The sequence below is a fragment of the Binatus sp. (SeqCode) genome, from assembly GCF_050013435.1.
Lineage (GTDB): Bacteria > Desulfobacterota > Binatia > Binatales > Binataceae > Binatus.
Window position 1 is genome coordinate 1 of the sequence record NZ_JBEKFG010000096.1, and the last position, 11,572, is coordinate 11,572.

Sequence of the window (11,572 nt, forward strand, 5' to 3'; positions counted from 1 at the left end):
GCGTCCTGTTCCTCGACGAATTGCCCGAGTTCCGCAAGAACGTGCTCGAGGTCCTGCGCCAGCCGCTCGAGGATGCGCGCATCACCATCTCGCGCGTGATGGGCACGCTCACTTTCCCCGCCTCCGTAATGCTGGTGGCCGCGATGAACCCGTGCCCGTGCGGCTTCTACACCGATCCGCAGCACGAATGCTCATGCTCGCCAATCGTGATTCAGCGCTATCGCTCGCGCATCTCGGGGCCGCTGCTCGATCGCATCGACATCCATATCGAAGTGCCCGCCGTGAAGTACAAGGACCTGACCGATCGCGTCGCGCGTGAGCCGTCGATCGCCATTCGCGAGCGCGTCAATCGCGCGCGCGAGGCGCAGCTCGTTCGTTTCAAGGGGATGCCGTTTTTCTGCAACGCGCAGATGCGCGCGAGCGATCTCCGCCTCCATTGCCAGATCGAGTCGGGCGGCGAGCGTCTGCTCGAGCTTGCCATCAACCGCCTCGGCCTGAGCGCGCGCGCCTACACGCGAATCCTGAAAGTCTCGCGCACCATCGCCGATCTCGACGGCGCCGCGTCGATCGCCGCCCACCACGTCAGCGAGGCGATTCAGTATCGCTCGCTCGACCGCACTGCCCCTTAGGAAAACGAAGCGGTCGGCCCGAATGATCGAGCCGCCCGCAGCGGTGCCGATTTTCTAAACGGTGGGTGCATGGGGTCACCCCTGCTCAACGCCGGCTAGGGGTACGGCGCCTCGTAGGCCATGTAACGCGAGATCTTCCAGCTTCCATCCGGCTGGCGCCGGAATATATCGAGACCAGGTTCCCGTTTCGTATCCTCAAGTCCGTTTTTCGGGCGCACCTTCAGAGTCCAAACGAGCCGTACAACGCCGACATCGCCCGAGACGATGATTTCCTTGATCTCCAGGTCATAGTGATATGCCTTCGCCGGGTCTGCCAACGCCATCTGCAAATTGGCACACAGCGAATTATAGGTGTCTTCGGGCTCCCCCCGGAAATTCGAAATCAAATCCGGCGCAAACAGCGAGCAAACCTCCGACACAGCGCCGCTATTGAAGTCTCGCGTCCACTTCTCCAGCTCGGCGCGAATCTGATCCTGCGCCGCGCTCGTGGAATCCGCAGCCGATGCATGAGACGCGGACAACAAGAGCGCGAGAACAGCCGCTGTGAATGCTCCGGCCTGAGCGCGCTTCATTCTCATAACCCCGGTTTCTCCTTCTCACGAACGCCAGACCCCTTGCAATCGCATTGTCGAGCCGGGCCATCATGGTTTCGCGCCGCTCGCCATTCTACACGCAAATTTGTGCAGCTTTACGCAAATTCGCGCCCAGCCATCACTCCATCTTGACGACTTGTCAACATCGCGTTAACTGATTTACCAGTGATCGCCAAAATCGCGGAGAGCTCGGCCTGTCAGCGGTTTTCCGCAAGGGGAGTCAGCGATGAACAGCAGCAACCTGGCGCGTATGGCTGTATTCGTTGTCTTGGGGACGGCATTCACGATCGGAGCCCTGATCGTAGCCAGCCAACTGTCGGCCGCGTTCGGTTAATCCGGGCCACCGCCCGCCGCATCCGGGCTGACGGGCGCGAGGGCTGTTTCGGCAATTCTTTCTTCAGCGGCTCATCGAAGCCGCACGCAGTAGTCTTGTGCCCTGACGATTTCGCGGGGGTGTAAAATAGCGGCCGAGACAAAATCCGCGTTCCTTCACTGCGCCCAGGACTACATAAAAAACAGACACCACTGATTCCTACTGATTTGGCGTCACCCCTGCCGCGGGCGTTCGCGACCAGAGCGTGAAATGGTCCGTCGTCAGGACCACGCGGAAGCCGTTGCGCGAGAGAAAGTCTTCGGGAACCAGCACGAGAGGGAGCAACTGAATCGGCGAATCGCTGATGACGGCCGAGACTTTCCCCCTCGCAATCGCGTCGCGCATCTGTTCGGTCCAGAAGTGCCGGGTATCCGAGATGAGCTGGAAAAAATCGGCCGCGCCGAGGCGGCGGCGCGCGGCGAAGAAGCCGTCGCGATCGTATTGCGCCTTCGCTTCGCGATATACGCCGTAGGTTTCTGGATAGCGGATCAATTCGCGGCGTCCGGCTTCGAAGCATACGAACGACGGCGCGATCACGTCGTCTCCCGGTTTGCTGGCGGCGCGCAACGCGTCTGCAAGCTGCGAGATTTCCGCGCGCGGCACGAAGCCGAAGCCATAGACGGCGCCATGCAGCCAGTTCTCGTTCACAATCGGCGTGATCCAGATCAGAAAAACCGCGATCAGCGCCGCGCCGCCCGCAACCAGCTTCCATCGATGCGGCCCCTGCTCTCCCGCGATCAGAGCCTCAATCGCCCGTACCAGAGCCATCGCACCGAGTCCTGCGACGATCGCGATGAATGGGAGCGCCTCGAGATAGTTGTGGCCCCACGCGGTCGGACTCAGCATGCCGTAAAACGCGTACTCGGCGGCGACGATCGCGAGCACGAGAATCACGCCACGGCTCAACGCGCGATCGGTGAAGACTCGCCAGCATCCAAGCACGAACAGCGGCGCGAGCACGTCGAGGATCAGCCGCGGATAAGTCGCGATACTGCCGGCGGTGTCGCGCCCCTTAAGAAAATGAAACACGAACGTCTGGAAGATGAACTCGTCGCCGTAGAGCCGGTAGAGGAGGGCGCTGAACGCGGCGAGCGCGAGCGCGAAGACGGCGCCCGAGACAACTGCGCCCGCGATTCGGCGGTGCACGACGGCGATGAATGCCAGCATCACGGCAAACGGAATCACCGCCGTCAACTTGATCGCGCACGCGGCGAAGAAAATGGCCGCGAGCATCGCGGCCTGGCTAATCGCCGGTATCGTATCGTCGAGCGTGACGATCGCCCCGAGGATAATCAGCGGCGCGATGAAACTCTCGCGCTCGTAAGCGTGGTAGCGAAAGACGAGCGAGCTATATGCGTATAGAATCGACGCGACGATGGCGGTCGGGCGGCCGGCGGCGCGGCGAGCGAGCGAGTAGGTCAGGATGCTGGCGGTGAAAATCGCCGCCTCGTTCAGGATTTCGATCGACAGATGGCTTGTGCCGAACAACTTGAGATAGCATCCCGCAATCCATTCGAGCAGCGGCATATGCGGATGAACGAAATCCAGGTACGGGCGCATCCCGACGCTCACGAACCACGCGCTCTCGAGGTAGAAATCGTCCTCGACCCACACTTGCGGGTAGAACATCCGCACGACGCGCGGGATGAGCAGCACGACGATGAGCCATGTGCCGATGCGCGCGGCGGCGTCGTTGTCGGCGCTCGCGGAGACGCGCCGCGATGAGCCGCGCGAAGTCATCGAAACCACCCGTCGCACCCGCTTCGGGCGTTCCTCTTAGACTGGGCATCCTCGATTGGGGAATCCTCGTCGCGATCCAGCTGCTCGCGATGGTGATGATCAGATCCGCCGGCTCGCGGCGCGGACTGGAACTGATGCCGTGGCCGGACGGACTCGAGTACGCCGCCTCGGCGGTGAACCTCGCGGCTGGTCGCGGTGCGGTACTGCATTTCGGTGGATATTCTTACCCGTCGCGCTATACCGGTGGCTACCCGCTGCTCCTGGAATTTTTCTACCGCTTGATCGGCACAGACTTTCGGCCGCTCGACGCCTCGATGTTCCTCGGCATACTCTCGGTCCTATTTCTTTTCATACTGACACGTTGGATGTTCGGGCGCGCGGCCGCGGCGATTGCCGCGCTGACGCTCGCGCTCTCGCCCGTCTTCATCACCTATTCGTCGCTCGTGATGAGCGACGTACCCACGTTGTGCGTGACGCTTTTCGCCGCGGTGATGCTGGTGACAGCGGCGTCGGACGAAGCGCCCCAATCGCCGAACTGGATGCGAATGTCGGCATGGCTGATGTTCGGTCTCTTCGCCGGGTTCTCAACAATCATCCGTCCCACCAACGCCACCATCCTTGTCGGCCTCGCGCTGTGCGTCGTGATGGTGCCGCTGGAGCGCCGAGATTTACCGAGTCTCCTCAAAGCGGCGCTCGCGATCGCAATCGGTTTCGCGATTCCGGTCGCGTGGCAGTTGCATCAGAACGCGATGCATCTCGGGAGCGCATTCGCGAGCGGCTACGCGTGGTGGGTGCCCGAAGTCTATGGCGCGGGCGGCAAGACCTTCAGCATCGCGTACCTGTTCGGGCCCACGATGCCGCGAAATCCGCACGGCAATGTCATCGTGTATGGCATGACACTACTGGGGCTGGACGGGATGCTCGGCGATCCGGGCGACTCGCGCTACTTCCTCTACCCGTTCGCGGCGGCGGTGTTCGCGACTGTCGGATTCCTCGCGAACTTTCTCGCGCCCGGAAGACCCGCGGGGCGCCGGCTGATATGGTTCGGGCGCGGATACCTGGTCGCACTGACCGGGCTCTACTGTTTCTACGTCTTCACCGACGTGGCCTTCATCCTGCCAGGGGCGTTCGTATTGTTCATCGCGGCGGGCGCAGGCGCGGCGGTGGCGAATCGATGGATGCGCGGCGTGCTGCGAAACCGGCGTCGAAGCGCCGGTCAGCTCGCAGCCGCAGCGGGCGTGATCGTGCTCGACGCGCTGCTGGTCGTGTCGCTGGCGACGGAAGCGGCCGTGCGCTTGAGCGCGCGGCCCGCGGACTCCGCGATGGTTGCGAGCCTCGAGGAGCAGGATTCCGCGCTGCCCGCCGACGCGACCATAGTCAGCAACATCTCGCTGCAGTTTCTCGAGCTGTACATGCCCGCGGAGAATCGGCGCTTCGTCGGCCTGAACTCGCTCGACCCGGGCGAGCGCTTCACCGACTACCATCTGCATCGCCTGTACGAAAAACGCGCGGCGGGATGGAACGGCGCGGTGCCGCCGGTCGTGTTCGACGGCGAGCGGATGTCGCCGGCGGCGGCGGATTCGCTCGGATCGGCGATTGGCGCAAAGACTCCGGTCTATCTTTTGCTCGCCGCGCCCGAGTCGGACGATTACGCCGGCGTGCTCAAGACCGAGCTCGATCAGTTGCAGGAAAAATTCACTGTCGAGCCAATCTCGCAGAACAAGTCGGCCGCTTTGTATCGGCTGACGGCGCGCAATCAGCCCGCTACGCAGTGATGCTGGTGGGCGGAGGATCGATCGCGGGCGGGCCGCCGTAGCGCCGCCGGCAAATCGCGTACGCAGGCCAAACGCATACGCCAAGCACGATCGCCAGGATGAAATCGACCTTGCCTACGCCGGCCGAGACGGCCAGCCCGAAGGTCGCGGCCCAGGTCAGGATGGGAAGAATTGCCACGAGCGCGAGACCGACCCGGCCGCCGCCAATGGTAAACATCCCGGTGCGATCCGGCATCCGTTTGCGCAGCCGGATCAGCGCGAGCAGCTCCAGCACGAGCGCCGCCATGTAGAAAAATACGTCGAGCACGACCAGCGCGACGAATCCGACCGGCACCAGCAGGGTGAAGACGATGCAGCACAGCAGAATCGACTTGCCCGGCGTCGCGGTGGTGGACCACAACTCGGCCAGCGGCGGCGACAGGTAGCGCTCGCGAGCGAGCACGAACGGCATCCGTGACACCCACAGCATCGCGGCCTCGAACACCGCGAACGACATCACCGCGCCGCCGAGCGCCAGCGCGCCGCCGAGCGCGGGTCCGCCGATGGCGTAGCCCACGTGCGAGAACGAGCCGGTGCCCCAGTCCGCGGCGGTGACGGCGCCCGAGACGGACACCGCGAGCGGAAGCACGTAGCCGGCGACCATTATCGGCAGCGCGATCAGGATGGCGCGCAGATAGTTACGCTGCGGATTTTCGATCTCCGCGGACACGACGCTCAGGTTTTCCCATCCGCTGAAATTCCAGATGACCACCGTCAGTCCGGCCGCCATCGCGGCCCACGGATCCGCGCCGAACAGCGGCGGCGCCGGCATCGTGAAATGGACGAGGCGCGGCAGGCCGACGACGACCAGCGCCGCGAATGGCGACACGAGGATCGCAGTGAGCGCGATCGACGCCATCCCAACCGGCCTGACGCCGAGAAAATTAAGTCCGCCCGCCAGCCATACCAGCGCGACGCCGATCGCGATTTGAGCCGTCGGGCCAAGCGGCAGGATGAACGAAAGATAGCCGGCGAACAGCACCGGATAAATCGCCATGTCCACTGCGGTGTACAGAATCGTCAAATATGCCTCGGCGAAGCCGGCCAGCGGTCCGAGCGCCTCCTTGACCCAGAAGTAGAAGCCGCCTTCCACCGGCATCAGGGCCGTCAACTCCGCCGCCATCAGGGCCGTCGGCAGACTCAGCGTCAGCGGCACGATCAGGCACAGCATGAGAGTCAGGCGCGGTCCCGCCATCCGGACCGCATCCTCGAGGCCGTACGCACCGCCGCTCACGACCAGGTACATCACGCATACCAGCGAGATGAGGCCGAGCTTGCGGGGCGAGCGATGCGCCAGCGGGGCGGCGCTCGAGGCGGCTGGGGAACGGGTGTTTTCCGTCGGGACGTGCGGCAATTGCGGGGCGGCTCCGGCCCCCTCCCTATCCGAGGCGCCGCGCGGTGGCAAGCAGGCAGGAAATCAAATGAGGGGTGCACAGTCGCATCCCGTGGCGGAATTCCTATATTGTGAAGGATGCGCGAAGGTCCGCGGGCGGCTGTAACGCCGCGGGACACCTCGCGTATTAGATCCAGTAGCGTGGTGCGAGCCCCAATTGAGAAGCTCTCCCGGAAACCTGTTTCGATCATGATATTTTCCAGCACACGCGCGGCCATCGCACTCGGCGCCCTGTCGATAGCGTTTCTTGGCTGCGCGCAAATCGCCAGTATGAAGCCCGAGCCGGTTCGCACCGTCAGCGTGGGCGGGGATAATCCCTTCGGCGGCGCGCCGGCGGTGGAGGTCCCCGCGGATGCGCGCGCGATGAGCGCGTTCCTGAAGGCCGAGTTCGCGATGAATGAAGGCGACCGCGAAGAGGCGCTCAAGGATTACGCCGAGGCGGCCCAGTACGATCCGACCAACGCGGCGCTGAAGGTTCGGCTGGCCACGCTCTACGTCCGCGACGGGCGCCTGAAGGAGGCGCTCGCCCAGGTAAACCAGGCGCTGGCGATCAATCCGGATTCCGCCGACGCGCGTCTGCTCGGCGCGGGCATCAGCTCGGCGCTCGGCGACGACGCGACCGCGGAAAAAGACTACCGCGAGGTATTGCGTCTCAATCCGAAAAGTCAGGAAGCCTATCTGTATCTCGGCACCCTGTACGCCAAGCGGGGCGATTACGACGCAGCCGAGAAAACGTTCGAGCAGCTGATCACGCTCGATCCCGATTCATTCCTCGGCTACTACTACGCCGGCAAGGTGATGGTGGCGGCGAAGAACTACCCGGCCGCCGAAAAATATTATCAGAAGGCGCTCGATCTCAATCAGCACTCGGAGCTGGTGCTGCTTGATTTTGCGCTGCTGCGCGAGCGCCAGGAGCGGCCGCAGGACGCGCTGGTCTATTACAACAAGATCACGCAAATCAATCCGAACAACGAGCTGGTTCGAAAGCGCAAGGCGGAAATCCTGGTCGGTCAGAAAAAATACGACGAGGCGTTGGAGGAGCTCAAACGCGCCGAGCAGATCGAAACCAATCCCGCCGACACGCGCACGAAGATCGGGCTGCTGTACGTCGAGCAGGGCAATTATGACGACGCCGCGACCGAGTTCAACCTCGTGCTCGGCTCCGAGCCCAACAACTACCGCGTCCACTATTACCTCGGCACGGTGTACACGGAACTTTCCGAGTACGACAAGGCGATCCGCGAGTTCAACAAAATTCCCGCCGACGACGAGCATTACGTCGAGTCGCGCCTGCAACTCGCTTACCTGTACGACAAGCAGAGCAAGTACGACGACGCGCTGGGCGCGCTGAAGGACGCGCTCGCCAAAAAGCCCAACGACCCGGAAATCACCGGCTTCATGGTCGGCGTCTATCAGGAAAAGAAGGATTACCCGACCGCGATCGACTTCGCGCGCAAGATGGTCGAGGCCGATCCCAAGAATGACAAGTTCCGCTTCACACTCGGCGCGGCGCTCGATCAGAACAAGCAGCGCCCGGAAGCCATGGCCGAGATGAAGAAGGCGATCGAGCTCAATCCCGGCAATGCGGAGGCGCTGAACTACCTCGGCTACAGTTACGCCGAACAGGGCACCAACCTGGGCGAGGCCGAAACGCTAATCAAGCGCGCGCTCGATATCGAGCCCGAAGACGGCTTTTACGTCGATAGCCTGGGATGGGTTTACTATCAGAAAGGCGAGTACAAGCGCGCCGCCGAGGAGTTGGAGCGCGCGGTCAACCTGACCGGCAACGACCCCACTATCACCGAGCATCTTGGCGACGCGTATCGCAAGCTGGGCAAGGTCAAGGAAGCAGGCCACGAGTACTCGGACGCGCTGAAGAAGGCGCAGGAAACCGACCAGGTCGCACGGCTCAAGGATAAACTTCAGGTCCTGCAGAATGCCGCCAGCGCGGGCCACTGAACGCGCTCGGCGCCGAAAAACAGTTTCGCTCGCCGCGGTCGGATCGATGCTGCTGCTGGCGACGCTCGAAACTTCCGCCTGCTTCATCGTTGGTCCGCCGCCCACCGCGCAGCCCGGGCCGGTAGCGGGCTCCGACGCCGGCAAAATTCAAGTCCAGAAATTAATCGCGGCGCTGGCCGAGCGTGACAAAAGGCTCGACTCGATGCAGACGCCGGCCGTCATGGAATACACTGCCGGCGATCAGCACGTGAAGGCCAAAGAGGAAATCGTGGTCAAGCGGCCCGGCAATTTGCGCGTCGAGGCGATGTCGCCGTTCGGCGTGGCATTGCTGCTCGCGGCACAGGGCTCGCAGCTCGCAATCTTCGAGCCGGGTCAGAATCGCTTCATGCGCGGCAATGCGACCGCCGACACGCTCTACAGGTACGTGCGAATCCCGATGGCGCCCGCGGACACAGTGGGTCTGCTGATGGGACTCGCACCGCCCGAGTTCGCGCTCAATAGAATCGCAGACTCGGTGTCGAACGACGGCGCGATGATCGTCGCGTCGTACGGCAACGCCAACACCGCGTCGGGGACTCGCGAGCTTGGATTTTCGGGCGGCAATCTCGCGATGGTGCGGGAGACGGCGGGCAACGGCGACGGCCGCGTCAATTACGAGGTGCGTTACAGCGACTATCATGATATCGGCGGAGTGATGTTTCCGTACGTGGTCGATGCGACTTTTCCGGCGGCCGGCAGCCACGTGACGTTTCGCTACCTGCGGCCGATAGTCAATGGAGACATCCCCGATTCGACGTTCGTGTTGACACCGGCTCCAGGGGCCACTTTGATGAATCTGAGCCTCGATGATGCGCGCGCGTTTGCCAATGAAAGCTGAAAGCCGGCGGATGCGAATTTTGCCGGCCATCGCTTGCGCGATTGCGCTGTCGTCGCTGGCGATTTTCACCGGATGCCGGGTGAATCGGCCCGCGAGCGATCACGCGACCAGTCAAATCCTCTACACGGCCGTGGCCAGCGATCCGCGCACCTTCAATCCGATTCTGATCACCGACTCGACCTCGAGCACGCTGACGAGCGATCTGTTCGAGAGCCTGATCCGCGTCAACCCCGTCACCACCCTGCCTGAGGCGGGGCTGGCCGAGAAATGGGAAATCGCGCCCGACAGCAAGACGATTACGTTTCATCTCCGCCACGACGTGAAATGGTTTGACGGCCAGCCGGTCAACGCGCACGACGTTCTGTTCACGCTCGACGTCATCTACGATCCCAAGGTGCCCAACAGCATCCGCCCCGCGATCACCATCGACCACCAACACATCATCGCCGAGGCGCCCGACGACTACACCGTCGTCATGCATCTGCCCAAGCCGTTCGCTCCGTTGCTCTATTCAATCGGAATCCCGGTGATGCCGGCGCACATCCTCGAGCCCGTGTGGAAGGCGGGAAATTTCAACCATACCTGGGGCATCGACACGCCCCCGGACAAGCTCGTCGGCAACGGCCCGTATCACATGACGCACTACACGCAGGGCCAGCTCGTTCGCTACGATCGCAACAACGACTATTGGATGAAGGACGAGCACGGCGGCCAGTTGCCGCGCCTGCATGGGCAGACGGTGACGATCGTGCAGGACCAGAACGCCGCCTATCTGCGCTACCTGTCGGGGCAAATCGACATCTACGGCCCGCGCACCGAGGAGGTTTCGCCGCTTCAGGACAAGGTGAAGAACAAGGAGCTCGACGTCACGGTTCAGCAGATCGGCATCGACACGGGTTCGCTGTTTTTCACCTTCAACCGCAATCCGCGCCACTACGTCAAAAACGGCGTGACCAATCCGAAGCTCGACTGGTTCACGGACCTGAAGTTCCTGCAGGCGATGGCGCACACGATCGACAAGAAATCGATGATCGATCTGGTCTTTCATGGACTTGCGGTGCCGGCGGTGGCGGACATCTCGCCCGAGAACAAAATTTTCGCCAATCCCAATCTCAAGGATTACGACTACGACCCGAAACTGGCCGCCGACATGCTCGAGGCGGCGGGTTATCATCTCGTGAAACCCGGCGTGCGGACCGATCCGAAAGGCAATCGTCTCGAATTCGATCTCACCACCAACACCGGCACGCCCGAGCGCAACGAGATGTGCACCATCTTCAAGCAGGATGTCGAGAGCCTCGGCATCAAGGTGAACTATCGGCCGCTGGAGTTCACGACGCTGGTGGACAAGCTCGATTCGTCGTTCGACTGGGACTGCGTGCTGATCGGATTCACCGGCGGTATCGAGCCGAACGATGGCGCGAACTTCTATCGCTCGTCGGGCAACCTTCATTTGTGGAATCCGAATCAGCCCACACCGGCTACTCCGTGGGAAGCGGAGATCGACACGCTGCTCGACCAGGGCGCGTCCGAGATGGATCCCGCCAAGCGCGCGCCGTACTACTGGAAGATTCAGCAAATCCTTCACGAGCAGTTGCCGATACTCGAAACCGTGCGCCAGCAGCGCTATTCGTCGTGGAAGAACTCGCTGGAAAACTATCAGCCCAAGGTGTGGGGCACGTACAAGCCGGAGTGGATGCAATTCAAGGCCGACTGAACATCCGCCGCAGCACGCTCGTCGAAATATCAGGCTGATGACACGATGACCCGTTTTCTGATTCGTCGCCTGCTCAACATGATCCCGCTGATCCTCGGGATCACTTTCATTTCGTTTCTCGCGATGTCGCTGGTGCCGGGCGACTTCGTCTCGAATCTCAAACTCAACCCAACCATCACGCCCGAGGTAATTCACCAGCTCGAGGCGCAGTTCGGTCTCGATAAGCCGCTGATGGTCCGTTACTTCAAGTGGCTGTGGGGCGTGCTGCATCTGAACTTCGGCTTCTCGCTGCAATACCGCGTGAGCGTCACCGGCCTCATCGCGTCGCGCGCCTTCAACACGATAGTCCTGTCGCTGAGCAGCATGATTTTCTCGTGGGCGATCGCGATACCGATCGGAATCATCGTCGCGGTGAATCAAAATTCGATCTGGGATCGCGTGCTGTCGTTCCTGGCGTTCTTCGGGATGTCGGTGCCG

The 11,572-nt window shown here is 62.3% G+C and carries 9 protein-coding genes; 6 read left to right on the plus strand and 3 right to left on the minus strand.

The window, feature by feature from the left end; genetic code table 11:
- Nucleotides 1–629 (plus strand): ATP-binding protein (locus ABSB13_RS15305; protein ID WP_428110082.1); only part of this gene is annotated, 629 nt, incomplete at its 5' end.
- Nucleotides 630–724: 95 nt separating this feature from the next.
- Here the strand turns inward: ABSB13_RS15305 and ABSB13_RS15310 are convergent.
- Both ABSB13_RS15310 and ABSB13_RS15315 read right to left on the minus strand, forming a co-directional pair.
- Nucleotides 725–1,201 carry a YybH family protein gene (locus ABSB13_RS15310; protein WP_428110084.1) on the minus strand — a complete coding sequence of 159 codons (477 nt, stop codon included), beginning with the start codon at nucleotides 1,199–1,201 and terminating at the stop codon, nucleotides 725–727.
- 553 nt (nucleotides 1,202–1,754) lie between these two features.
- Nucleotides 1,755–3,335, minus strand: a complete 1,581-nt coding sequence (locus tag ABSB13_RS15315) for a glycosyltransferase family 39 protein (RefSeq protein WP_428110085.1) — start codon at nucleotides 3,333–3,335, stop codon at nucleotides 1,755–1,757.
- Here ABSB13_RS15315 and ABSB13_RS15320 point away from each other — a divergent pair.
- Nucleotides 3,317–5,110 (plus strand): ArnT family glycosyltransferase, encoded by a 1,794-nt coding sequence (locus tag ABSB13_RS15320; RefSeq protein WP_428110087.1) that lies wholly within the window; start codon nucleotides 3,317–3,319, stop codon nucleotides 5,108–5,110. The two genes, ABSB13_RS15315 and ABSB13_RS15320, sit on opposite strands and share 19 nt — an antisense overlap.
- Here the strand turns inward: ABSB13_RS15320 and ABSB13_RS15325 are convergent.
- On the minus strand, nucleotides 5,100–6,503 hold the full coding sequence (locus ABSB13_RS15325; protein WP_428110088.1) for an APC family permease: 1,404 nt from the start codon (nucleotides 6,501–6,503) through the stop codon (nucleotides 5,100–5,102). The two genes, ABSB13_RS15320 and ABSB13_RS15325, sit on opposite strands and share 11 nt — an antisense overlap.
- A gap of 228 nt (nucleotides 6,504–6,731) precedes the next feature.
- On the opposite strand from ABSB13_RS15325, the gene ABSB13_RS15330 reads away from it, so the two are divergent.
- From ABSB13_RS15330 to ABSB13_RS15345, 4 genes are all read left to right on the plus strand, one after another.
- Nucleotides 6,732–8,501, plus strand: a complete 1,770-nt coding sequence (locus tag ABSB13_RS15330) for a tetratricopeptide repeat protein (protein WP_428110089.1) — start codon at nucleotides 6,732–6,734, stop codon at nucleotides 8,499–8,501.
- Between the two features lie 46 nt (nucleotides 8,502–8,547).
- Nucleotides 8,548–9,378: a LolA family protein gene (locus ABSB13_RS15335; RefSeq protein ID WP_428110091.1), complete on the plus strand. Its 831-nt coding sequence runs from the start codon at nucleotides 8,548–8,550 to the stop codon at nucleotides 9,376–9,378.
- Nucleotides 9,368–11,095: an ABC transporter substrate-binding protein gene (locus ABSB13_RS15340; protein ID WP_428110092.1), complete on the plus strand. Its 1,728-nt coding sequence runs from the start codon at nucleotides 9,368–9,370 to the stop codon at nucleotides 11,093–11,095. Before ABSB13_RS15335 ends, ABSB13_RS15340 begins: the two co-directional genes overlap by 11 nt.
- A 45-nt stretch (nucleotides 11,096–11,140) precedes the next feature.
- Nucleotides 11,141–11,572, plus strand: a 432-nt coding sequence (locus ABSB13_RS15345; RefSeq protein WP_428110094.1) for an ABC transporter permease, incomplete at its 3' end; no start/stop codon positions are given.

Coding starts and splice junctions, on each gene's coding strand:
- ABSB13_RS15320 (WP_428110087.1), top strand. CDS start 3,317: ATGAGCCGCGCGAAGTCATCGAAACCACCCGTCGCACCCGCTTCGGGC.
- ABSB13_RS15310 (WP_428110084.1), bottom strand. CDS start 1,201: ATGAAGCGCGCTCAGGCCGGAGCATTCACAGCGGCTGTTCTCGCGCTC.
- ABSB13_RS15330 (WP_428110089.1), top strand. CDS start 6,732: ATGATATTTTCCAGCACACGCGCGGCCATCGCACTCGGCGCCCTGTCG.
- ABSB13_RS15315 (WP_428110085.1), bottom strand. CDS start 3,335: ATGACTTCGCGCGGCTCATCGCGGCGCGTCTCCGCGAGCGCCGACAAC.
- ABSB13_RS15340 (WP_428110092.1), top strand. CDS start 9,368: ATGAAAGCTGAAAGCCGGCGGATGCGAATTTTGCCGGCCATCGCTTGC.
- ABSB13_RS15335 (WP_428110091.1), top strand. CDS start 8,548: ATGCTGCTGCTGGCGACGCTCGAAACTTCCGCCTGCTTCATCGTTGGT.